Below are 24,005 nucleotides of genomic sequence, written 5' to 3' on the forward strand. Positions count from 1 at the left end.
GTACCCAGTATGACACGGACCAGCGACCCCACGAACGAGCTCGCGGATCTATACGCGTTCCTCTCGGGCGTTCTCGCGGATCCGCCCGACGAGACGGCCGTTGAACGGCTCAGCGCCGAACAGCTTCCGCGGCAGGCGTCGCCCCAGGCGCTCGACACCGGCTACCAGCTGCTCGACAAGTGGCGGGCCAGAGTCGACGATCCCGAGGCGGAGGCGGCCGAGCTGAATCGGGTCCACACCCGACTGTTCGTCGGACCGCGTCCGCGAATGCAGATCCACGAGTCCTGGTACGCCGACGACTACCTCGGCGAACCGCTCGCGGCCGTCAAGAGTTCCTACCGCGACCTCGGCATTCGGCCGTCGACGGAGCTCCGCGAGGAAGCCGACCACGCCGCCGTCGAACTCGCCGCCCTCGAGATCCTGGCCCGTGGAGGCAACGACGAGTACCGACGAGCCTTCCTGCAGGCCCACGGCTGGTGGCTGCGGGAGCTGGCCCGCGACATCCAGGAGATGACCGACAACCCCTTTTACGAGGGCGTCGGCTGGCTGCTCGAGGGGGTCTTCCAGGCCGACACCTACCTGCTCGGCCTCGACCCCGACGACCTCTCGCCGGGCTACGGACAGCTCTCCACGAACGGCGAGTAGCGCCGCTTTTCTCCGATCGGCACGGCACCCGCTACAGCGCACAGTAGCCGATGCTACAGCTCCTCGAGGTCGAGTCGCTCGAGGGTTCGGTCGGTCGGGATGCCGTCGTCCCACCCCCGGCGTTCGTAGTACCGCTCGAGGGTCTCCTCGAAGCTGGCCGCGTCGATCGCCACACCGTCGTTGGGGCCGCCCTCGAGCGGCTCCGTGAGCCGCTGGGGGAGCGTGTCGTCCTCCCGCGTAAAGCCCTCGCGACAGTTGAACAGTCGGATCAGCGTCCAGATGCGCTCGCCGACCCGACGCAGCTCCTCGGGCTCGTACTCGCGGTCGACGGCCGCGAGCCAGTCGGCACCCAGCGTCGCCGAGAGCGCCTCGCCGAAGAAGTCGTCGGCGATCAGGCTCCAGAGCACGGCGCGGCGGTCCTGCTCGGCGATCACCCTGTTCACGCGGTCGACGGCGTTCCAGTCGGTGCCGCCCAGCGCCTCGACCTCCACCGGTCGTGCGCGGCGGTGACAGGCCCCGCGATCGCTGGTCGCGTAGGCAAGCGCCATCGCGGACGCGCCGCGGGGGTCGTAGGCCGGTAGCGCCATCCCCTTCACCGAGGGGATCAGGTCGTCGCCGCCGTACTCGGCCGCGACCGCGTCGACGCCGTCGGCCAGCGTCTCGCCCAGCGGGCTCGAGCGGTGGGTAATCTCCTCGATCAGCTCGCGGGCACCCTCCTCGTCGCCGAACTCGAGGTCGCGATCGATCAGCCCCTCCTGGCTCGCGCGGATCGCCCAGGCGACGGCGTTGCCCCCCGAGATGACGTCGAGCGCGAGCCGATCGCAGACCGAGCCGAGGGTGGCGACGGCGTCGAAGTCGTCGATCCCCAGGCCCGCGCCCAGCGAGATCGGGGTCGATCCTCGCGGAACGCTGTCGCCGTCGTCGCTCTCGACCTGGAACCCGCCCGGAACCGGCTCGTCGGATCGCTCGCGGTCGTGGGCGGCGTCGCGGACGGCCTCGATCCCGATCCCGTCGGCGCCGTCGAACCGGCCTTCCTGCCAGCCGCGGGTCGGCAGGACGCCGACCTCGTTCGCGAAGTCGAGCGTCTCGACGGTCTCGCTGGCGGCCTGCCAGCGGCCGGTGTCGTCGGTCGCGAACGCCTCCTCGTACCGCCGGTGGAGCTCGCGGAGATCCGCGTCGAGTTCGGGCGGATCGCCGCGGGCGACCAGCGCCTTCAGCCGCTTTGCACCCATCACCGCGCCCGCGCCGCCCCGGCCGGCGTGGTGGTCGCCGCCGTCGGAGGCGATCGTTGCGTAGGAGACGCCGTTCTCGCCCGCGGGGCCGATGCAGGCGACCGCGGCCTCGCCCGCTCGCTCGTCGGTCTCGCGGGCGTCGAGCCCCCACCAGTCCTCGGCCGGCTCGATGAAGACCTCGCCACCTTCGATCTCGAGTCTGACGGGGCGGTCCGCCCGACCGGTGACGAGGATCCCGACGTGGTCGCCCAGCGAGCCCGCGAGCCGATCGGCCATCGAGCCGCCCGCGTAGGAGTCGAGAAAGGCTCCGGTCAGCGGCGATTTGGTGATGACGACGGAGCGTTGCTCGCCCGGCAGGAGACCGGTTAGTGGGCCGGTGAGAAACAACAGGACGTTGTCGTCGCCTAACGGATCCGTCCCTGGCTCGAGCTCCTCGTAGAGGTAGCGGGCGCCGAGTCCCTTCCCGCCGACGTACTTTCGGCGCCACGATTCGGGTACCGGTTCGGACGCGACGGACTCGGCCGCGAGATCGACGCGGACGAGAGTCTCCCCCGTTTCCATGCAGTCCCGTAATCGTAACCGCCGAGCGATAGTTAAAGCTCTCGGCTGCGAGCGCCGTCGCCTGGATTCATACTGTCTGCTGTAAGTCATTTCCGGTGGGACCGCAGGACGGATCGCGGTCCCACCGGTAAATCGTTACAGCAAACCGTATCAGACGACGTCGACGACCCGATCCTCGAGCAACTGCGCGAGAACGACCCGGGGCACGTCCCGTCGCTCGCGGATCTCGTCGGCGATCTCGCGGGCCGTCTCCTCGAGTTCGGGTGTGTCGACCATGTTCACGAGCGGGATCACTGTGGCGCCGTCGGGCACGTCCTTGCAGCCGCCTCGGTCGCTCGTCACCACGGTCGCGACGTCGCTCGCCGAGATCCGATCGCCGGGCTCGAGGTCGGTGAGCGCCGCGACCCGCTCGGGGCGGTGGACGTGCTCCTCGACGAGTCGCTCGCCGACGATCTTCGCGCTCGCGATGGGGACGACGACGTCGGTCGCGGTCGGCAGCTGCGGCTCGTCGTCGTTCGGCGCCTTGAACCAGCGGGTGCGGGCGCCGTCGGCCTTGACCACCACCGAGGTCTCCGGCCCGAGGTCGGCCACGAAGTCGTCGACCGTTTCGGGATCGTAGCCGAGGTAGCGGTCCGATCCCTCGCGGCCGGCGACGAGACCGATCGGCCACGACTCTGCCGAGTCGATCGCCTCGAGCGGACGATCCGTGACGATCACGTCCTCGACCTGTTCCTCGAACGGCGGGATGCGAACGGTGGCGGTGACGACCGCACGCTCGAGTCGGTCCGCGAGCGCGTACAGTGTCGACTTCTTGCCGCCCGCGCCGACGACGCAGGTGACGTTGCCGCGAGCGGTCAGCGCCTCGGGAAGATCCATAGCGATACCCGAAGCATCGAAGCGGGCGCACTTGTAGCTGCGCGTTCGACCGACGCGGCGCCGACGGGAGCTGCGTCGGTTAGCTCGCGTCCGTCGCCTCGTTCACGTGATCGGCGAGGGTGCTCGATCCCCTGCCGTCAGTCGTCGTCATCGTCGTCGTCGTCGTCCTCATCATCATCGTCGTCGTCATCGTCATCGTCCCCATCGTCATCGTCGTCATCGTCATCGTCCTCATCGTCGTCGTCCGCTTCGTCCTCTTCGTCTTCCTCATCGTCACCATCATCATCTGCCTCGTCGTCGTCTTCGTCGTCATCCGCTTCATCGTCATCGTCGTCGTCAGTCGCCGATTCGTTCCCGTCGGTTTCGTTGTCGGCCGTCTCGTTGCCGTCGGTCCCGTCGTCGGTTTCGTTCCCGTCGTCCTCGAGCTCGTCCCAGTCGATCTCTTCCGTCTCGTTGTCGTCGTCATCGCCTCCCTCGTCCTCGGGGTCTTCGTCTTCGTCATCCTCGGCCTCGTCGTCCGAATCGGTGGCGTCGATCATCTCGGCGGGATCGTCCTCGAGTCCCGGCAGGTCCTCGGTCTCCGCGTCCGTCTCGGCGCTCGAGGTGTCGCCGCTGACCCCGAGCCCGAGGGTAACGCCGGCGATCGTCATCCCGAAGACGACGAGGACGGCGACCGTCGTGACGAGCAGCGCGCCGACGGATCCCCCGTCCGGCTCCCGGTCGTACCCGCGCGTTCCCGACATCGTACTCGACGTACGCACCCTGATCGGTATTGTTAAGCACCGCAAACCTTCGCTCGTCTGAGACGTGACGACAGCGTCGACGGGTCGGCTCCGCGTCGTCGGGCGTAGGCGGCGACTACCCGGGGCGGTCGCCGGGTTCCGGGACCGAAACGACTACCGGGTCGCGTTCGTACCACCGTCCCATGGGACGCTACGACATCGAACGCTACCTCAACGTTCGCAGCGCCTACGGGGCCTCCTTCGGTCCCGACGGCGAGCGACTCTCCTTCCTGATGGACACGACCGGCACCGCCCAGGTCTGGACGCTCGAGGGACCCCGCGAGTGGCCCGAGCAGCGCACGTTCTACGACGAGCGGGTGACCTTCGTCTCCTGGTCACCCGAGCGCCCCGAGCTGATCTTCGGGATGGACGAGGGCGGCAACGAGCGCGCCCAGCTCTACCGGCTCGACGCCGACACCGGCGAGATCGAGAACCTGACCGCGATGCCCGACGCGAAACACCGCTGGGGCGGCTGGAGCCACGATGGCGAGCGGTTCGCGTTCGCCTCCAACCGTCGCGACGAGTCCGTCTTCGACATCTACGTCCAGGATCGCGACGCGATCGGAGACGGGGCCGAGCTCGTCTACGAGGGCGACGGCTGGCTCTCGCTGGCGGGCTGGAGCCCCGACGACTCCCGGCTGCTGGTCTCGCAGGCGTACTCCAACTTCGATCAGGACCTCTACGTGCTCGACCTCGAGAGCGAGGAACTCGAACACCTCACGCCCCACGAGGGCGACGTCCGCTATCAGGGCGCGAGCTGGGCGCCCGACGGCGAGGGGATCTATCTCGTGACCGACGAGGGCGACGCCGACACGCTCTACCTCGCGTACCTCGACCTTGCAAGCGGCGAGCTCGAAACGGTCGTCGACGACGGGGAGTGGAACGTCGACGGGATCGCGCTGGACGACGAGACGGGCCGGTTCGTCTACTCGAAGAACGTCGAGGGCTACACCGACCTCACCGTCGGCGAGTTCGACGCCAATGAGCCGACCGAGTTCGAGACCTTCCCGGAACCGGATCTGCCGGGCGGGGTTGCCGGCGGCGTAAGCTTCGATCCCGACGCCGAGCGCTTCGCCATCTCGACGACCGGGGATACGGTCAACACGAACGCCTTCGTGGTCGACGTCGAGACCGGCGAGACCGAGCGCTGGACGGCGGCGCCGACGGGCGGGATCCCGCCCGAGACGTTCGACGAGTCGGAACTCGTCCACGTCGAGAGTTTCGATGGACTGGGAGTGCCCGGGTTCCTCACGCTTCCCAGCGAAGACGAGGCGAGCGAGACCGAAACCGGCGAGGGCGTCCCCGTTATCGTCGACATCCACGGCGGCCCCGAGAGCCAGCGCCGGCCGTCGTTCTCGAGCGTCAAGCAGTACTTCCTCGATCGCGGCTACGCCTACTTCGAGCCCAACGTCCGGGGATCGGCGGGGTACGGCGCCGACTACGCCGCCTTAGACGACGTCGAGAAGCGGATGGACTCCGTGGCCGACATCCGGGCCTGCGTCGAGTGGCTGCAGGGCCACGAGGCTGTCGACCCCGACCGGATCGTCGCCAAGGGCGGCTCCTACGGCGGTTTCATGGTGCTCGCGTCGATGACCGAGTACCCCGACCTGTGGGCCGCAGGGATCGACATCGTCGGTATCGCCAACTTCGTCACGTTCCTCGAGAACACCGGCGACTGGCGCCGCGAGCTGCGTGAAGCCGAGTACGGCAGCCTCGCCGAGGACCGCGAGTTCCTCGAGGAGATCTCGCCGACCAGCAACATCGAGCACATCGCGGCGCCGCTGTTCGTCCTCCACGGCGAGAACGATCCCCGCGTGCCGGTCGGCGAGGCCGAACAGATCGCCGAGCAGGCCGAACAACAGGGCGTCCCGGTCCGCAAGCTGATCTTCGACGACGAGGGCCACGGCTTTTCGAAGCTCGAGAACCGCATCGAGGCCTACTCGGCGATCGCCGACTTCCTCGACGAGCACGTCTGACGATCCCTTCCCACTCGTCGTTTCGACGACTGCGGATCCGCCAACACCAGTGTCCTCGCGTGAGACCGACCGCGTAGCGGTGTCTCCGGATGCGTCAAGCACACTGTAGACGCCCAACATTTCTCACCTCTGGAAGTAGCTCGAACGAAACACTGTTTTGTTAGGTGTTCGGAAATTGGGGCAATTTTCCACGATTCGCTAGATAATCAAACAACTATATTCATTCAAGCCAAACGTTTATTTTATTCCCATCGGGTTTTCCTCTCAGACGCAACGACACGGGAACCAGACAGTCCGATCCGAGAGAGGAATCGTCGCGAAACCGGCCGAGTAGACACTAATTCCAACGATGGTTACCAGAGACGGAAACACGACGCGTCGTACCGTGCTGAAGCTGACCGGAGCGGCCCTCGTGGCCGGGGGACTCGGCGCCGGCCCCGCGAGCGCGGAGTCGGACGACGACTGGACCGAAGCGGACGTCCCGTCGGACGTGGAACTCTCGGGTACGGCGATCTCGAGCCACGGACCGGTCGCCGCCGGCGAGGGCGGCGTCGTCCTCGCTCGCCGGGTCACCGGCTGGGAGCCGATCATCGAGGTCGGTCCGACGACGGAGTCGAACCCCCTGAACGATATCGCGGTCACCGACGACGGGCGCCACGTCTGGTTCGCCGGGGGTAGCGGCGTCATCGGCCGCTACGACGTCGAGGCCCACCAGCTCACCGACTACTCCGCGCCCGAAGTTGAGGACGAAGACGGCGACACGAGCGAGAAGACCAGCACCTGGGAAGCGCTCGACGTCGCCGGCGACGCGGGCGAGGAACGGGTCGTTCTCGCGAACGGTTCTGGCGAGGCTCTCCCCGGCGAACTCACGGACGACGGCGGCGTCGACTGGGGTACGGTGATCGAACCAGGAGCCGGAACGACGATCACCGGCGTCGCGCTCTACGAGCGCGACGCTGGCTTCGTCGCCGACTCCGAGGGATCGGTCTACGAGACGACCGACGGCGGCGAGTCCTGGAGCGAGGAGGGCGTGTACGTCGCCGAGGTCGGACTCGAGGACATCGCGGCCGCAGGCGAGAGCGACGCAACCGCAGTCGGCGAGAGCGGCTTCATCTACGAGTACAACGATCCCGGCTGGGACGAGGCCGACGTCGGCGAGGAGACGGTCCTCGCCGTCTCCCGGAACGACGGCGACGGGCTGGCCGTCGGCGCCAGCGGGTTCGTTTACGAGCGGACGGACGACGAAACGTGGGAAGAAACTGTACAGCCCGCCGAGAGCGACCTCCGGGGTGCGGCGCTCGGTACCGACGGTTTCCTCGACGTCGCGGTCGGCGCGTCCGCGACCGCGATCGAGCAGGGAAGTTATCCCGAGGGGACGGACCTCCCACAGACGATCACGCTCTCGAAGGAGGTCCCCGCACCGATCGAGTACACCCTCGAGGTCAACGGCGAGATCGCGGCGCTCGATGCGGATACGGAGATCGAAGACGGCACTGTCGAGGGGACTCTCGGCAACGGCGACGAACACGAGTTCGCCTTCGACGGTCGAATCGACGACTTCGAGGTCTCTCGAGGCCCACTTCCGCAGTTGAACGTCTCGGTCAACGGGCTCGAGGTGTCGCCACTGCGTCTCTCCGACCGGGAGTGGTCGGTAGTAGACGTCCCGATCGGGAGCGCGCTGTACGGCGCTGCAGCCGCGAGTTCGCCGATCGCCGCCGGCGAGGGCGGTCGCGTACTCCGTCGGGAGGACGGCGAGTGGTACGTCGTCGCCGACGACGGCCCGACGGGTAACGAGAGCCCGCTAAACGACGCCGCGGCGACCGCCGACGGCGACGTCGCCTGGGTCGCCGGCGGTAGCGGCGTCGTCGGCCGCTACGACCTCGCGGACGACGAACTCGAGGACTTCTCCGCACCGATGGAGATGACGAGTACCTGGGAAGCGGTTGCCGTCGGTGGCGACGCGGGTAGCGAGCGGGTCGTCCTCGCGAACGGCTCCGGCGAGGTCCTTCCCGGCGAGTACGACGGCGAGTCCGTCGACTGGGGCGACGTCGTCGAACCCGGCGGCGGCTCCAGTGTTGGAGGAGCGAGCTTCCTCGACGACGCGACGGTCTACGTCTCCGACACGAACTCGAAAATCTACCGCAGCGACGACGCCGGGGAGAGCTGGGAAGAGATCGGTATCGACGGGGGGAGCGTCGCGCTCACCGACGTCGCCGCGAGCGACGACGACGTTCACGCCGCAGGTGGTGACGGTTCGACGTTCCGGTACAACGGCGCCGTCTGGACGAAGAAGGCCGCCGCCGACGGAGAACTCCTCGGAGTGGACCGACGCAACGACCGCGGCGTCGCCGTCGGCGCGAGCGGAACGGCGGCCACCCGACGGCTGTACGGCTGGGAGGCCGACGAGACGCCGACCGACGCCGAGCTACGGGACGTCGTCCTGACCGACGACTTCCTCGATATCGCGGTCGGCGGCGAGGGGACGGTCCTCGAGCGCGACCGTCGGTAACCGTTCCGGTCGGATCGAACCCGCCGTACCAGCCAGTGGCCCCGCGCGAATCTCATCTCCGAAGTGGGACCTCAATCAACCTCTCGAGTCACCGAACACACACTCGAGAGAGACATTCAGGACTCCGATTCCACCGACGTTTTTAGCGTCGAATCTGTAGGGGCGTCCATGCAGTGGCGGCGAGCGGTCGCCGGACTCGTCGTTGCAGTCGGCGTCGTGGGACTGTTTGTCACCGGCGTCGGCTGGAACGAGGTGCTCGAACACGTCCGAGCGGCGCATCCCGTCACGCTCGCGGGCGCCCTCGTCGCGGGTCTCGGGATGCTCGCACTTCGGGGCGCGCTGGTCAAACGGCTGCTGGCGCCGATCGACGGCGCGGCGAGCGGAACGACGTTCGCGACGGCGTACCTCTCGGGTTATTTTGCCCGGAGTGCCCTTCCGTGGGGTCGTTCGACCGGAACGCCTGTGATGGCGTTCCTGCTCGCGCGGGACTCCGACTCGGAGTTCGAGGACAACCTGGCGGTCGTCGCCGCCGCGGAGGGGTTCAACCTCGTCGGAAGTCTGGTGCTCGCCGGAATCGGCATCGCGATCTTCGCCACCGTCGGCGGCGGGTCGATCGATACCGTCATTGGCAGCCTCGCGGTCGCCGGCGGCGGCGGATTGCTCACCGCCGGCGCCCTGGTCGTCATGTTCAACCGCGGCGTCGCACGCCGGGTCTCGTTCGGATTCGCGGCCCGCTGCGAGACCGCCATCGGCTCCCTCCCGCGGCTTCCGAGCGTCGAGGGGCATCTCACGAACCGGATCGACGGCTTCTTCGGAACGCTCGAGGCGATCCAGGCCTCCCGACGCACGCTCGTCGCTGCGTTCGGGATCGCGGTCGCGAGCTGGCTGCTCAACGCCTTGCCTCTGTACTTCGGACTGCTCGCGCTCGGCGTCGACGTTCCGCTGGCGCTGGTGCTCGTCTGTGCGCCGCTGGCCTCCTTCGGCGGGATCGTTCCGCTGCCCGGCGGCAGCGGCGGGATCGAGGTCGTGCTGGCGAGCCTGCTGGTCGCGACCGCCGGGGTTCCAGCCGACGTCGCGACCGCGGGGGCGATCCTCTACCGGCTGACGACCTACTGGGCACACTTCGCGATCAGCGGGGCTGTGGCCGTGCTGGTCTCGGTGTTCGGAACGAAGCCCGCGCTTCCGATCGATCGCGGCCTCTGATAGCGTCTCAAGCCCGAACTACAGTGGCGAACCCGTTGACGAGGTTCGCTTCGTCCCTGCATTCGGCGCTCAAAACGCTAGTCGATGACGCCCGTCTTCGTCGCAACCTCTCGAGCGGCCCGCTCGTTCATCCCGTTCCCCAGGATCGTGTAGCGGTCGCGGATCTCGTGGCAGGTCGTCAACGCCTCGATCACCGTCTCGTCGTCGATGCCGAGTTCGGCCGCCGTCGTCGGCGCGTCGATGCTGTCGAGCGCGTCCCGAATGTCCTTCCAGATGCCTCGCTCGCCGCCGTGGAGGTAGGCGGTTACGATCGAGCCGACGCCGACCTGGTGGCCGTGCAGGGCCGTTCCGGGCGCGAGACGATCGAGCTGGTGTGAGAAGAGGTGCTCGGCGCCGCTGGCGGGTCTCGAGGAGCCGGCGATGCTCATCGCGACGCCCGAGGACATCAGCGCCTTGGTGACGATCCAGGCCGACTCCTCGAGCCCGGGCCGGACGTGGTCGGCGTTGTCGACGAGGATCTCGGCGGTCATCTCCGAGAGCGCGGCGGCGTACTCGGAGTACTCGACGTTCTGGAGCCGACGGGCCAGCCGCCAGTCCATGACGGCGGTGTAGTTCGAGATGATGTCGGCACAGCCCGCCGTCGTCAGTTCCCAGGGGGCCTCCGCGAGGACGCCCGTGTCGGCGATCACGGCGAGCGGCGGCTCGGCGGCGACGCTGTGGCGGGTGTCGCCGTCGGGCACCGAGCCGCGGTTGCTGACGATCCCGTCGTGGCTGGCCGCGGTCGGCACGGAGAGAAACCCCATCTCGAGGTGTTCGCTGGCCATCTTCGCGATGTCGATCGCCTTCCCGCCACCGATGCCGACGAGGTAGGAGACCTCCTCGGCCTCGGCGGTCTCGATCACTTCCTCGACGGCGTCGAACGACGCGGACTCAACGCTGACGACCGCGGGCTCGATGCCGGCGGCCTCGAAGTCGGCCGCGATCGGTTCTGCCGCGACCCGACGCGGCGTCGGGCTGGTCACGAACAGCGGCCGTCCCTGCAGGTGGAGTTCGTCCACGGCGTCGACGACACCCGACAGTACGTCGTGGCCGACGATGACGTTCCGCGGAAGGCGAATCCACGTGGACTTCTCGAACATACGGTAGCTGAGTCACCACCGGGATATACGTGTTGTTGCTCGCCGACACGACCGGCGACGAGGACTCGAGACGCAGTCGGGAGTCAGAAGGTGTCGAGAATCCCCAGCACGCGCTCTTCGCTCTCGCGGTCGGGCTCGTGTTCGCTCCCGTCGCGGTCGCTCTCGAGGTGGTCTTCGACCGAGCGGGCCATCGCCTCGCCGATCGGCGTCGACTCCCAGCCAAGTGCCGCGAGTTTGGCGGTCGAGAGGACGTGGGGATACTCCCGATAGAGCACGTAGTCGTCGGGCTCGATGGCGCCCGCCTCGAGCTCGCGGGGACCGGCGGTGACGACCTCCACCGTGGTGTCCAGCTGGTCGGCGATCAGGACTACCATCTCCTCGAGCGTGACGAGCCGCCTGTCGCCGACGTTGTAGGCTTCGCCGGCGTCGCCGCGTTCGGCGACGATCCGCAGAGCACTGGCGACGTCCCCGACGTACGCGCGGTGCCAGAGGTTCGTCCCGTCGCCGGGGACGACGACCCGATCGAAGCGGTTGACGCGGTCGATCCAGAAGTCGAGTCGCTCGGTGTAGTCGTGAGGGCCGTAGACGATGCAGGGTCGGACGGACATGGCCCGGACGCCTCGCTCCGCGGCGGCGAACACCGCACGATCACCCTCGGCCTTGCGGGGACCGTAGGTCGCGCCGGAGTCGTCGACCGCCTGCTCCGGGCTGCAGTCCGCGAGCGGGGTCTCGTCCTCCCGCTTGGGGATCTCCTCGCGGCCGTAGGCCGCCCCGCTCGAGACGAAGACGTACGCCTCGCAGTCGTCGAAGATCCGGGTCGCCGCCTGGACGTCCTTCGGGTAGTAGGCGACGCAGTCGAAGACGGCGTCGGGGTCGACCTCGAGCGCAGCCGCCTCGAGCGCCGAGTCGTTCGTTCGATTGCCCTCGATCCGACGGACGCGGTCGTCGTCGGCGAAGGGGTTCTCGTGACTCCCGCGGTTGAGGAGCGTCACGTCGTAGCCGTGTTCGAGCAGTTCCTCGACGAGGTGACGACCGATGAAGCGCGTGCCGCCAATAACGAGTGCGTCGTCCATGTGCGGTCGTCGTCGCTGGAACGGAAAACGGTAGCGAAGCCGACGGTTCGGGCGAACCGTCGTGGCCGAGTGCGGCGCTCGAGTCGAGTCGGCGACGTTTTGGTCGGGGCGAGTCGAGATCGGGTATGGGCGGGACCTACGTCCTCGCGATCGGCGTCGATCGACCGCTGAGCCTCGAGGTCGGCGCACTCGGGATGCTCGAGTTTGTGGCCGAAACGTACGCCTACGTCGGCAGCGCGTTCGGCCCCGGCGGGTTCGCTCGCCTCGACCGCCATCGCGAACTGGCTCGAGGGGAACGCGACGTTCGCCACTGGCACGTCGACTACCTGCTCGGTCACGAGGCGACGAGCCTCGCCGCGACCGCACGGTTTCCCGACGCCGACCGGGAGTGCGAACTCGCCGGTGTGCTTCCGGGTGAAACGGTCCCCGAGTTCGGCGCCTCGGACTGCGACTGTCGATCACACCTGCTCGAGACGCCCGGTCTCGAGGCGCTGCTCGATGCGGCCGACGAGGCAGGGGGCGTTCTCGAGACCCGGTCCCGAGCCGACTAGACGTTATACGGGTCGCCCGCGAACCCGGAACCATGTCCAAGACGGACGCCGACCCCGAACTGCGCGACGACGCGATGGATCGATTCCCAGTTCCCGACTACGAGGACCTCTCGGAGGATCTCCAGGAGCGGATCGCCGAGGAGACCGAGCGTGCCGGCTTCACACCCAACGTATTCTCCGCGCTCGCCTACAAGCCCTCGCACTTCCGGGCCTTCTTCGAGTACCACGACGCCTTGGTCGAGGACACCGCCCTCGAGCGCGAGGAGATCGAGATGATCGTGGTCGCCGTCTCCGGCGTCAACCACTGCTACTACTGCAACGTCGCCCACGGCGCGCTCGTGCGGATCTACGCCGACGATCCGTTACTCGCCGACCAGCTGGTCGCGAACTACCGAACCGCCGATATCAACGATACCCATCGGACGATGTTAGACGTCGCCGTGAAACTCACCGAGCGACCGACCGAGGTCGAAGCGGAGGATCTCGAGGCGCTGCGCGAGGCCGGCTTCAGCGAGGAGGCGCTGTGGGACATCGCCTCGGTGACGGCGTTTTACAACCTGAGCAACCGGCTGGCGATGTTCGCCGGGATGCGCCCAAACGACGAGTTCCACACGCTCGGGCGGTAGCGGCCGCGACGCTCAAACGCACGTTTCACCCTTCTAAAAGTACTTGTTCGATCGGCCCGCAAGTCCGATATCCGACATGAACCGACGTCCCCTCCTCGGTGCAGCAGCTACGAGTCTCGTCGTCGGAGGCTGTCTCGACGCGGCCTCGAGAGCAGACAATTCCCCGACGACGGATACGGACAATGTCAAAACGGGACCGTTCCGACGATCCCGGAATTCGGGGCGGTGAATACGCGGAGTGCAATGCGCCGTTCGTCGATTACGACGAGGTCCCCGACTACCTCGCGGCCGAGGTCGACCCCGCGTTCGAAGACGGCGCGTACGAAACCGACGGCGAACTCCGGTACCGCCGGGCCGTCGGCGACGGTGTACCGCTCTGGAAGAACGACGGCCCACACGATCACGAGGGTAAGACCCGACGGCTCTCGTTCGAACGCCGGACGGCGTTCGCCTCGCCACGAGACGTCACCGTCCGAAACGAGACCGACGAAACGATCGCGGCGACGGTAACGGTCACCGACGGTGGAGACGGCGAACTACTCCTCGAGGAGGGCACGACGGTCGCTCCCGACGACTGGCAAGACGTGCCCACGGTCGACGCGTTCGGCACCTACGACGTCGCGATCGAACTCGAGGACGGACGGCGGGAGACGAAGTCGTGGGAGGTTCCGGCACCCAAAGTCGAAGTGATGGACGGGGTCACTGTGTCGATCACCGACGACAAAATTTCGATGTCTCCGCTGGTATCCTCGTACGACTACGAGCGCTGTTCGTCGCAGTGGGACCGGCGGGAGCCCGCTTATCGGTCCGCCGAGGCCGTGCCTTCGCCCGGAATCGTCTCCGGTCGTGCGTCGCCGCGGGTTCACACCACCACGACTCGAGCCGATCGGTTCGTGGCTATCGTCACGGTTCTCGCCGGCCTAATGGCGGTACTGGCAGCTACGCTCGACTCTATAGCCGTCGACGTCAGAGACGATTGACGGGTGACCGCGACTCTCCCGAGCGGCGCCCTGGTCACGCTCAACTGCGCGCTGGTCGCCTACGCGATGTCGTACATGAACGCCGACGACTAGAGAAAAAGAGGCTCGATCGCGGATCAGTCGTCGCTCGCGGCGAACTCCGTCGATTCGGCGTCGGCGGGCGTCTCGGGCGCGCCCGGCAGTTCGCTGCGGACGTCGTCGCTGCCCTGCTCGGTGATCGCCTCGTGGTAGGCCTCGGGCATCACCTTCACGAACGACTCGAGGGCGCGCTCCCAGTTCTCGAGCAGTTCGCGACCGCGCTCGGAGCCCGTGTAGGCGACGTGGTTCTCGACGAGTCGGCGCAGCATCTCGACGTCGCGCTCCTCGAGGTTGTCGTGCAGCGAGACCATCCCGGTGTTGGCGCGGTCGGCGAAGTCGGCGTCGGGGTCGTAGACGTAGGCGACGCCGCCGGACATCCCGGCCGCGAAGTTCTTGCCGGTGTCGCCGAGCACGGCGACGACGCCGCCGGTCATGTACTCGCAGCCATGGTCGCCGACGCCCTCGACGACGGCCTTCGCGCCGGAGTTACGCACCGCGAAGCGCTCGCCGGCAACACCGTTGACGTACAGCTGGCCGTCGGTCGCACCATAGAGCGCAACGTTTCCGATCGCGACGTTCTCGGTCGGGTCGTAGGCGGCGGTGTCGGGCGTCCGAACGGTGATCTTGCCGCCCGAGAGCCCCTTGCCGACGTAGTCGTTGGAGCTGCCCTCGAGGTGCATCGAGACGCCGCTGGCGAGGAACGCACCGAAGCTCTGTCCGGCGGTGCCCTCGAGGTCGACGGTAACGGTGTCCTCGGGCAGTCCGGGCTCGCCGTAGCGGTCGGTGATGCGGTTCGAGAGCATCGCGCCGACGGTGCGATCGACGTTAGTCACGTCGGCCGCGAGGGAGACGGGCTCTTGATCCTCGATCGCCTCGCTCGCGGCCTCGATCAGGTCGCGGTCGACCTGATCCTCGAGCTCGTGATCCTGATCGCGGATCTTGTGGCGGACGTCGCCCGCGGGCTCGGCCAGCACGGCCGAGAGGTCGACGTTGCGGGCCTTCGGGTGCTCGACGTCGGTGCGTTGCTCGAGCACCTCGACGTGGCCGATCATCTCGTCGACCGTCTCGAAGCCGAGCTCGGCCATGATCTCGCGTAGCTCCTGGGCGATGAACGTCATGTAGTTGATGACGTGCTCGGGCTCGCCGGGGAAGCGCTTCCGGAGGTCCTCGCGCTGGGTCGCGACGCCGACTGGGCAGGTGTTCTTGTGACACTGGCGGGCCATCACGCAGCCGGAGGTGACAAGCGGGGCAGTGCCGAAGACGTACTCCTCCGCACCGAGGAGGGCGGCGACGGCGACGTCCCGGCCCGTCTTCATCCCGCCGTCGGTCGAGACCCGAATCCGGTCGCGCAGTCCCGTCTGGCGGAGCATCTGGTTCGCTTCAGCGAGGCCGAGCTCCCAGGGGAGGCCGGCGCTCTTGATCGAGGTACGGGGCGATGCCCCGGTGCCGCCGGAGTGACCCGAAATGTGGACCACGTCGGCGTTAGCCTTCGCGACGCCGGCCGCGATGGTGCCGATCCCCGCCTCGCTGACGAGCTTGACGTTGATGTCGGCGTCCTCGTTGGCCGCTTTGAGGTCGAAGATCAGCTGCTTCAGGTCCTCGATCGAGTAGATGTCGTGCAGCGGCGGCGGCGAGATGAGGCCGACGCCCGGTGTCGATTTTCGGACGTGGGCGATCATCTCGTTGACCTTCTCGCCAGGGAGATGGCCGCCCTCGCCGGGCTTGCTCCCCTGGGCCATCTTGATCTGGAGCTCGTCGGCGGAAGAGAGGTACGTCGAGGTAACGCCGAAGCGGCCGGAGGCGACCTGCTTGACGTTACACTCGCGTTCGGTATCGAACCGTTCTGGCGGTTCTCCGCCCTCGCCGGAGTTCGATTTGCCGCCGATGCGGTTCATCGCGATCGAGTTGTTCTCGTGGGCCTCCGGCGAAAGGCTCCCGAGACTCATCGCGGCCGTCGAGAATCGCGTGACGATATCCTTGATCGGCTCGACCTCCTCGACCGGGATCGACTCCCGATCGGCGTCGAACTCGAGCAGGCCCCGTAGCGTCTGGAGGTTCTCGTTCTGGTCGTTGATCTGGGCCGCGAACTCCTGGTATCGCTCGTAGTCGTTCGCGCGTACCGACTGCTGGAGCGCGCCGACGGTGTCGGGGTTCCACTGGTGGTGGATCCCGCTCGAGCGATGTTCGAACTCGCCGTGGCGGTCGAGTTTCGACTCCTCGCCGCCGAAGGCTGCCTCGTGGCGCTCGCGGACGTCGGCCTCGAGTTCGGCGAGTCCGACGCCCTCGGTCCGGTTCTCGGTGCCCTCGAAGTAGTCGTCGACCAGGTCGCTGTCGAGGCCGACAGCCTCGAAGATCTGGGCGCCCTGGTAGCTCTCGACCGTCGAGATTCCCATCTTGGCCATGACCTTCAGGAGGCCGTCCTCGACGGCGTCGACGTAGGCGTCGATCGCGAGTTCGGTCTCGGCGCCGTCCGGGCCAGCCGTGATGTCCGCGATCGTCTGGTAGGCCAGGTACGGGTTGACCGCGCCCGCGCCGTAGCCGACAAGCGTCGCGAAGTGGTGGACGGTTCGAGGGTCGGCGGATTCGACAACGAGGCCGACGTGGTTGCGAAGTCCGTTGCGGACGAGATGGTGGTGGACGCCACCGGTTGCCAGCAGGCTCGGGATCGCCGCGCGATCGGCGTCGACGCCGCGATCCGAGAGGATCAGTACCTCGTGACCCGCCTCGATCGCGTCGACAGCATCCTCGCGGACGCGCTCGATAGCGGCCTCGAGATCCGCGCCCGGCTCGTCGCTCTCGAGTTCGTAAGTGATGTCGATCGTCGCCGTCGTAATACCGTTGGCCGAGCAGTCGCGGATCGACTCGAGTTCGGCGTCCGTGAGGATCGGCGAATCGAGCACGAGCTGGCGGGCGTGTTCGGGCGATTCGGCGAGCAGGTTTCGCTGGTAGCCCAGCCGGCTCTCCATCGAGGTGACCAGCTCCTCGCGGATGTAGTCAAGCGGCGGGTTCGTCACCTGCGCGAACAGCTGCTTGAAGTACGTAAAGAGAGGCCGGTTGAACTCCGTCAGGACGGACAGTGGCGTGTCGTCGCCCATCGAGCCGACGGGGTCTTTCCCCTTCTTGGTCATCGGCTCGATCATGTTCTCGAGTTCGTCGTGTGTGTAGCCGAAGGCCGCCTGCTGGTTCCGGAGCGCGGCGACCGACTGTCGAGGCGAACTGTCGCCAGTCGCGACGATGTCGTCGAGGTCGACCTGTTCTCGCTCGACCCACTCGCCGTAGCGGTCGTCGGTCAGGTCCTCGAAAACTTCGTCATCGGGGATGACCCGTCCTTCCTCGGGATCGGCGAGGAACAGCTGTCCGGGCTGGAGTCGACCGCGCTCGGCGATCTCCGAGGCATCGGTCTCGAGTGCGCCGGCCTCGCTGGCCATAATCAGCCGGTTGTCCGTCGTGACGTCGTAGCGACACGGTCGCAGGCCGTTACGGTCGAGGACCGCACCGACGCGTTCGCCGTCGGTCGCCGCGACCAGTGCGGGACCGTCCCACGGCTCGACGAGCGAGGCGTGGAAGTCGTACCAGTCCTTGCGGTCCTGGTCCATCGCGTCGTTGCCACGCCAGGCCTCGGGAACGAGCATCCGAAGCGCGTGCTCGAGGTCCCGGCCGTCCTGCATCAGCAGTTCGAGGGCGTTGTCGACGCTCGCCGTGTCCGACTGATCGGGGTCGTCGATGATCGGTTTGACGGCCTCGAGATCTTCGAGAGCCTCGCTCTCGAGGTCCGTCTCCCGGGCGCGCATCCAGTTGATGTTCCCCCTGATGGTGTTGAACTCGCCGTTGTGGATGATGTTGCGGTAGGGATGAGCGAGGTGCCAGGCTCCGAGCGTGTTCGTCGAGAACCGCTCGTGGACCATCGCGAACGTCGACCCGAGGCGCTCGTCGGTCAGATCCTGGTAGTAGGAGGCGACCTGCTCGCCCTTGAGCAGCCCCTTGTAGACGATCGTCTTCGAGTCGAGCGAGCAGACGTAGAACCGTTCTTTGTTCTCGACGTCGGCGTTCGCAACCGCGTTCTCGAGTGCCCGCCGGGCAACGTACAGTCGGCGGTCGAACGCCTCGCCGGAAACGTCGTCTGTGGGCGCGACAGCCATCTGCCAGACATCGGGTTCGGAGTCGAGCGCGGTTGCGCCGAGGTCGGCGTTGTCGGTGGGGACGTCGCGCCACTCGAGAACCTCGAGGTCGTAGTCGGCGAGGGCGTCCTCGACGATCGAGGCGAGTTCCTCGCGAGCCGCCTCGTCGGTCGGGAAGAAGAACGAACCGACCGCGTAGGTGTCGGGGAGAGCCGCATCGAGAACGTCGGCGAAGAAGGCGTCGGGCCGCTGAAGCATGATGCCGGCGCCATCACCAGTGTTGCTCTCGGCACCGGTCGTGCCGCGATGCTCGAGGTTTACCAGCAGATCCAATCCGTCCGCGACGACGTCGTGACCGCCCTCCCCATCGAGATCCATGACGACGCCGACACCGCAGTTCGATCGTTCGTCCGCCGGGTCGGCAAGCCCCGAAGCACGATCGGTGTTCGGAATGTGTGGCTGTGACATGCACTCTCCTTTGGAGATCTCCTATAAGAGGGTGCTCCATAATGACTAAGTGTATTATAAACACATATAAGGGAGTATAATCTATAATGGAATGATTTATACTGCACGACCCGGCAGGTGTCATTCGTCCGATGACAGGTTCGAAACGGCGTCAGCTGGGAGATTCGGTTTTCGGGCGATCGGACGAGGACCGTTCGAACGACGGAGAAATCAGTCGCTATCGTCGGACGGGTAGCACGGAAAGGTGTCAGAGGCACGTAGTGTTCACCCACCAGAGTGAACACCACACTCGTACATCGTTCCTGGACGGTAAGGACTATTTGGTTAAAGAGTTAGGCATCCAGAGACGGACGGACCGGGCAATCGCCCGAAGACGGGGTGTTCGTCAGTAGCTCTTCGCGAAGTAGGCGACCTCATCGGCGGACTCCCCGCAGACGCCACACTCGTCGTCGTCGGGTTCGACGACCTCGCCCGCAGATTGGCCGCCCTCGTCCTCGAGCGGTTGCATGACGATCTCGGCGGCGATCTTCTCCTTGATCGCCTCCTCGCAGGCCTGATCGCCACACCACGGCGTTTTCACGTAGCCGCCGTGTTTGCCGATCGTGCCGAGGATGTCCTCGGGGCTGTGGGCTTCGCGGACGTTCTCCGCGAGGTTCTCCTCGGCCGCGTCGTACAGCTTGTCGAAGACGGTGTCGAGGTGGTCGTCGACGGTGTCGACGATCCCCTCGCGGTCGGCGACGGACTTCTCGCTGTCGGGGCGGTGAACCAGCGTCACCTCGCCGTCGTCGGCCTCGTTGGGGCCGATCTCGAGTCGCAGCGGGACGCCGTTGAGTTCGTGCTCGTTGAACTTGAAGCCGGGGTTGCGCTCGTCACGGTCGTCGAGTTCGACCCGAACGCCGGCGTCCTCGAGCTCGTCCGCGATCTCCTGGGAGTACTCGAGGACGTCCTCCTTGGTGTCGGCCTGCCAGATCGGAACGATCGCGACCTGGGTCGGCGCGATCGTCGGCGGGAGCACGAGGCCCTGGTCGTCCGAGTGGGTCATGATCAGGGCACCGATCGCGCGCCAGGACAGCCCCCACGAGGTCGTGTAGGCGGTCTGTTCGTCCTCGTCCTCGTCGGCGAAGGTGATGTCGAACGCCTCCGCAAAGGACTGGCCGAGGTTGTGGCTCGTCGCCCCCTGGACCGACTTCCCGTCGGGCATCAGCGCCTCGACGGTCGTCGTCGTATCGGCGCCGGGGAACTTGTCGTGTTCGGGCTTCTTGCCCCGCAAGACCGGGATCGCCAGGACGTCCTCGTACACTTCTTCGTACTGGTCCAGACGGGTCCAGACCTCCTCCCAGGCGCCCTCGTCGTCGGCGTGGGCGGTGTGGCCCTCCTGCCACATGAACTCCTTCGTCCGGAAGAACGGCTTCGTCTCGGTGGCCTCCCACCGGACGACCGAGCACCACTGGTTGATTCGCAGCGGCAGGTCGCGGTGGCTGCGGGTCCAGTCGGCCATGAACGGGGCGATGATCGACTCGCTCGTGGGCCGGACGGCGAGTCGCTCCTCGAGTTCCTCGTGGCCGCCCTGGGTGACCCAGGCGACCTCGGGGTCGAAGCCCTCGACGACGTCCTTCTCGCGCTCGAGGAAGCTCTCGGGGATGAACATCGGGAAGTAGACGTTGTCGACGCCGGTGGCCTTGAATCGGCTGTCGAGTGCGTCCTGGATCCCCTCCCAGATCGCGTACCCGCGCGGTTTCGTGACGATGAAGCCGCCCATCGGGGCGTAGTCGGCGAGGTTCGCCTTCTGAACGACCTCGGCGTACCACTCGCCGGGCTTGTGCGATTTCGTCTCGGTAATCCCGAGCTCCTGACTCTCGTCGCTCATACCGCCATCTTCGTGACCGGAGCAATAAATGGGCCCCGTTTGGGACCGCCCGCCGCCGATCGCGTCGGTTCGTTCGACCGGGCGTATTCGTTCGATGAAGTATTTCGGCCGTTGATAACTGTCGTTCGAAACCGAATTAAAATCATTATGTATTATTACACCATAGATTATAGCAGGGAACGAATGCGACGGAATCACAGCCACACGAGCGATGCGGCAGGTATCGACCGACGGAGCGTCCTGCGCTCGAGCGCCGCCGTCGGCGCGCTCGCCCTTACAGGGGTAACGATCGGGTCGACCAGTGCGGCCGCCCGCTCCGAGGGGGCGACGGCCCCCGATGACGGCGTCGGCTACCAGTACTTCCACCGCGAGTGGACCGAGATCGAGGCCGACCTCGAGCGCGTCGCCGAACTCGGAGTGAGCGCGATCTGGATCCCCCAGCCCGCCGTCTCGAAGCTCAGCTGGGAAAATCTAACCTACGAGGACCAGGAGGGGTTCTACGAGGGGGAGGAATCCGTCTACGGTCGCGAACGGGACCCCCATCCGCCGCTGGGCTACCAGCCCGTCGACCTCCGGGACTTCGACTCCGCCCACGGCACCGAGGACGAGCTCGCCTCGCTGATCGAGACCGCCCACGACCACGACATCGACGTGATCGTCGACATCGTCCTGAACCACATGGCCAACCCAGACGGCCCCGACGGCGAGGTCGAGTACCCGCAGTTCGACCTCGACGAGCACTTCCACGACTACGGCACCTTGGGTGACGGCTGCGAACTCGAGGGCGAGGAGGCGGAGATGTACGAGTGCGATCTGCTCGCCCTACCGTCGTTAGACGTCGAGCACCCCGAGGTACGAGAGGCCCACGAGGCCTACCTCCGGAAGATCGCCGACCTCGGCGCGGACGGGCTGCGGATCGACGCCGCGGCCCACGTCTGGCCGTGGTACTTCGAGGAGTACGTCAACCGGTGGGCAGACGAACTCGATCTCTGGCGGGTCGGCGAGGTCTGGGACGACGACGTCGGTCACCTGCTCGAGTTCGCCGACACCGGGATGACCGTCTTCGACTTCCCGCTGTACAACGCGATCATGGAGGCCTTCGAGGACGGCAGCATGGAGGAGCTCTCACAGGAGACCGCGCGTGGCGTCGTCCACGAACGACCCGAGGCCGCCGTCACGTTCGTCCAGAACCACGATACGGTTGGTCCCGAGGTCGAACCGAACGAGCCCGAGGGACGGGCCGTCGAGCTCGCCGAGGCGTTCGTCCTCGCGTATGCCGGCATGCCGATGCTCTACCGCGGCGGCGCCGAGGACCGACCGGAACTCGAGGACGACGACCTCCGGGCGCTCGTCGAGGTCTCGCGAACCCTCGCTCGAGGCGACGTGATCGACCGTCACGTCGACGAAAACCTCTACGTCTTCGAGCGCGAGGGGAACCTGCTGGCCGGAATCAACACGACCGACGAGGATCGCACGGTGACCGTCGAGACCGACTGGCGAAACGAGCGACTCGCGGATTTCGCCGGCGACGGCGACGACGTGCGGACCGACGCCCGGTGTGCGGTCGAGATCACCGTCCCCGCCGAGGGGTGGGTAATGTACGCGCCCGATGACGGTGTGCCCGCGGATCCCAACCCACCGGGCGAGCCGGCGCCACCCGCCGATCCGGAGCCCCTGTCCGACGACGACTGAGGAATCGAGGTCGAGGTCGCGAAGAAACGCTCGACATCCCGTTTCCTGTTCTCGGACGTTTATACGCGCTCGTTACGAGTGGTAACCTATGAAGGCCATCGAGGTAACGGAGTACGGCGACAGCGACGAACTCGAGTTCGTCGATCGGGACGTACCCGAGCCCGACGCCGGCGAGGTTCGAATCGAGATCGAGGCCGCGGGGATCAATTTCGCCGACGTCATGCAGCGACGCGGCGTCTACCCGGGCGGCCCCGAGGCGCCCTACGTTCCCGGCATGGAGGCCGCAGGGACAGTTGATGCAACTGGCGAGGGCGTCGATCTGGACGAGGGCGACCGGGTCGTCACGATGCTCGACCGCGGCGGCTACGCGGAGTACGCCACCGCGAACGCCCAGATGCTGTTCCCGATCCCCGAGGGAATGAGCTTCGAGGAGGCCGCCGGCTTCCCCGTCCAGTTCCTCACCGCCCACTCGTGTCTGTTCGGGTGGGGCGAACTCGAGGAAGGCGAATCAGTGCTGATCCAGGCCGCCGCAGGCGGGGTCGGCACGGCGGCCGTCCAGCTGGCGTCGAACGCCGGCGCGGAGGTGTTCGGCACGGCCAGCAGCGAGGAGAAACTCGAGGTCGCGGCCGATCTGGGCTGTGACCACCCGATCAAGTACACCGAGACCGACTTCCGCGAGACCGTCGAGGCCGAGACCGACGGCGAGGGCGTCAACCTCGTCCTCGAGTCGGTCGGCGGCGACGTCTTCGAGCGCAGCCTCGACGCGATGGCACACTTCGGTCGCATGGTCACCTTCGGCGTGGCGAGCGGCGAGCCCGCGAGCGCGGAGAATAGGCGCCTGCTGTTCGAGAACAAGAGCGTCCGCGGCTTCCACCTCGGCCAGGCCGCGATGCACGACCCGAGTCGGATCATGCAGGCCGTCCCCGACCTGACGGAGGGATTCGCGAGCGGCGACCTCGAGGTGATCGTCGGCGAGTCGTTCCCGCTCGAGGAGGCCGCCGACGCCCACCGGTACATCGAGGATCGCAAGAGCTCCGGAAAGGTCCTGTTGAAGCCGTAGTTACCAACGAGCTGTAGCCGGCGAGCCGTCGACCGCGCCCTACTCCGGGAGCGATACCGTTGAGTAGTCAGCGACGACCGTATCGACCACGTACCGACACACCTGGATCGTCGATAACAGAGGTCGGCAGTACTATCGAAACATCTGCTCTGGAGAGTATCCGGCTCGGCGACCTGTGTGATTCATCGTGGCTGGAGATGGTACTGACCAGTGAGAGGAGTGAATTGACGCTACAATAGAAGGCCGGACTCGCCGAGCGCGTTCCGTTCGGTGCGTTCACTTCGGCAGGAGCGCTACTCGTCGTCTTCGTCCGGATCGTCGTCAGTTTCGTCGCCCTCGGTCCCCTCGTCGACGTCGTCCATCGGGTCGTCGTCCTCCTGTTCGGTCTCGTCCGGCGGTGCGTCGTCGAGGTCCTCGTCGCCCTCGCCTTCCTCCTCGTCGCCCTCGGCACAGCCGGCGATCGCACCGACCGCTCCGACGGCCGCGACCGAGAGCAGTCGTCGACGGTTTCTGTCGATCATCGTAATCGGTCGTGCTACCCGTCGGCGTCGAAAGTGGGTTGCCGTTGC

At 66.8% G+C, this 24,005-nt stretch carries 17 protein-coding genes; 9 read left to right on the forward strand and 8 right to left on the reverse strand.

Translation table 11 applies throughout. The annotated features are described in order from the left end of the window. Positions 1-9: 9 nt before the first annotated feature. A complete protein-coding gene (locus QA600_RS04535) occupies positions 10-645 on the forward strand; it encodes a molecular chaperone TorD family protein (protein ID WP_278290773.1) in 636 nt (211 codons plus the stop codon). Between the two features lie 53 nt (positions 646-698). Here QA600_RS04535 and QA600_RS04540 read toward each other — a convergent pair whose 3' ends face one another. The 3 genes from QA600_RS04540 to QA600_RS04550 form a co-directional block, all read right to left on the reverse strand. Next, positions 699-2,438 (reverse strand): aldehyde ferredoxin oxidoreductase C-terminal domain-containing protein, encoded by a 1,740-nt coding sequence (locus QA600_RS04540; protein WP_278290774.1) that lies wholly within the window; start codon positions 2,436-2,438, stop codon positions 699-701. A 150-nt stretch (positions 2,439-2,588) separates the two neighbouring features. Continuing rightward, the gene (gene yqeC, locus QA600_RS04545) at positions 2,589-3,314 is read right to left on the reverse strand and encodes a selenium cofactor biosynthesis protein YqeC (RefSeq protein WP_278290775.1); all 726 of its coding nucleotides are present in this window, start codon (positions 3,312-3,314) and stop codon (positions 2,589-2,591) included. A gap of 137 nt (positions 3,315-3,451) precedes the next feature. Beyond that, positions 3,452-4,057, reverse strand: coding sequence for a hypothetical protein (locus QA600_RS04550; RefSeq protein WP_278290776.1), 606 nt, complete (start codon positions 4,055-4,057; stop codon positions 3,452-3,454). Between the two features lie 182 nt (positions 4,058-4,239). Here QA600_RS04550 and QA600_RS04555 point away from each other — a divergent pair, with 182 nt between their 5' ends. The 3 genes from QA600_RS04555 to QA600_RS04565 all read left to right on the forward strand — a co-directional run bounded on the left by QA600_RS04555 (position 4,240) and on the right by QA600_RS04565 (position 9,784). Next, positions 4,240-6,072, forward strand: coding sequence for a S9 family peptidase (locus tag QA600_RS04555; protein WP_278290777.1), 1,833 nt, complete (start codon positions 4,240-4,242; stop codon positions 6,070-6,072). A gap of 412 nt (positions 6,073-6,484) precedes the next feature. Further along, on the forward strand, positions 6,485-8,581 hold the full coding sequence (locus tag QA600_RS04560; RefSeq protein ID WP_278290778.1) for a hypothetical protein: 2,097 nt from the start codon (positions 6,485-6,487) through the stop codon (positions 8,579-8,581). A 168-nt stretch (positions 8,582-8,749) separates the two neighbouring features. Further along, entirely contained in the window at positions 8,750-9,784 is a 1,035-nt protein-coding gene (locus QA600_RS04565; RefSeq protein WP_278290779.1) for a lysylphosphatidylglycerol synthase transmembrane domain-containing protein, read from the forward strand. A 77-nt stretch (positions 9,785-9,861) separates the two neighbouring features. On the opposite strand, the gene QA600_RS04570 is transcribed toward QA600_RS04565, so the two are convergent. Both QA600_RS04570 and QA600_RS04575 read right to left on the reverse strand, forming a co-directional pair. Next, positions 9,862-10,923, reverse strand: a complete 1,062-nt coding sequence (locus QA600_RS04570) for an NAD(P)-dependent glycerol-1-phosphate dehydrogenase (RefSeq protein WP_278290780.1) — start codon at positions 10,921-10,923, stop codon at positions 9,862-9,864. An 83-nt stretch (positions 10,924-11,006) separates the two neighbouring features. Then, positions 11,007-11,996, reverse strand: a complete 990-nt coding sequence (locus QA600_RS04575) for an NAD-dependent epimerase/dehydratase family protein (RefSeq protein ID WP_278290781.1) — start codon at positions 11,994-11,996, stop codon at positions 11,007-11,009. A gap of 125 nt (positions 11,997-12,121) precedes the next feature. Here QA600_RS04575 and QA600_RS04580 point away from each other — a divergent pair, with 125 nt between their 5' ends. The 3 genes from QA600_RS04580 (at position 12,122) to QA600_RS04590 (ending at position 14,153) form a co-directional block, all read left to right on the forward strand. Continuing rightward, on the forward strand, positions 12,122-12,547 hold the full coding sequence (locus QA600_RS04580; protein ID WP_278290782.1) for a GIY-YIG nuclease family protein: 426 nt from the start codon (positions 12,122-12,124) through the stop codon (positions 12,545-12,547). A 32-nt stretch (positions 12,548-12,579) separates the two neighbouring features. After that, complete coding sequence (locus QA600_RS04585) at positions 12,580-13,173, forward strand: peroxidase-related enzyme (protein WP_278290783.1); 594 nt, start codon at positions 12,580-12,582, stop codon at positions 13,171-13,173. A 182-nt stretch (positions 13,174-13,355) separates the two neighbouring features. Beyond that, positions 13,356-14,153, forward strand: coding sequence for a hypothetical protein (locus QA600_RS04590; protein ID WP_278290784.1), 798 nt, complete (start codon positions 13,356-13,358; stop codon positions 14,151-14,153). Positions 14,154-14,269: 116 nt separating this feature from the next. On the opposite strand, the gene gltB is transcribed toward QA600_RS04590, so the two are convergent. Then, a complete protein-coding gene (gltB, locus tag QA600_RS04595) occupies positions 14,270-18,817 on the reverse strand; it encodes a glutamate synthase large subunit (RefSeq protein ID WP_278290785.1) in 4,548 nt (1,515 codons plus the stop codon). A gap of 385 nt (positions 18,818-19,202) precedes the next feature. After that, positions 19,203-20,684 carry a proline--tRNA ligase gene (gene proS / locus QA600_RS04600; RefSeq protein WP_278290787.1) on the reverse strand — a complete coding sequence of 494 codons (1,482 nt, stop codon included), beginning with the start codon at positions 20,682-20,684 and terminating at the stop codon, positions 19,203-19,205. A 183-nt stretch (positions 20,685-20,867) separates the two neighbouring features. Here proS and QA600_RS04605 point away from each other — a divergent pair, with 183 nt between their 5' ends. Both QA600_RS04605 and QA600_RS04610 read left to right on the forward strand, forming a co-directional pair. Next, complete coding sequence (locus QA600_RS04605) at positions 20,868-22,376, forward strand: alpha-amylase family glycosyl hydrolase (protein WP_278290788.1); 1,509 nt, start codon at positions 20,868-20,870, stop codon at positions 22,374-22,376. An 88-nt stretch (positions 22,377-22,464) separates the two neighbouring features. Further along, a complete protein-coding gene (locus QA600_RS04610; protein ID WP_278290789.1) occupies positions 22,465-23,436 on the forward strand; it encodes an NADPH:quinone oxidoreductase family protein in 972 nt (323 codons plus the stop codon). A 293-nt stretch (positions 23,437-23,729) separates the two neighbouring features. On the opposite strand, the gene QA600_RS04615 is transcribed toward QA600_RS04610, so the two are convergent. Next, positions 23,730-23,957: a hypothetical protein gene (locus QA600_RS04615; RefSeq protein WP_278290790.1), complete on the reverse strand. Its 228-nt coding sequence runs from the start codon at positions 23,955-23,957 to the stop codon at positions 23,730-23,732. Positions 23,958-24,005 lie beyond the last annotated feature (48 nt).

It is taken from the genome of Natronococcus sp. A-GB1 (genome assembly GCF_029688845.1).
GTDB lineage: Archaea > Halobacteriota > Halobacteria > Halobacteriales > Natrialbaceae > Natronococcus.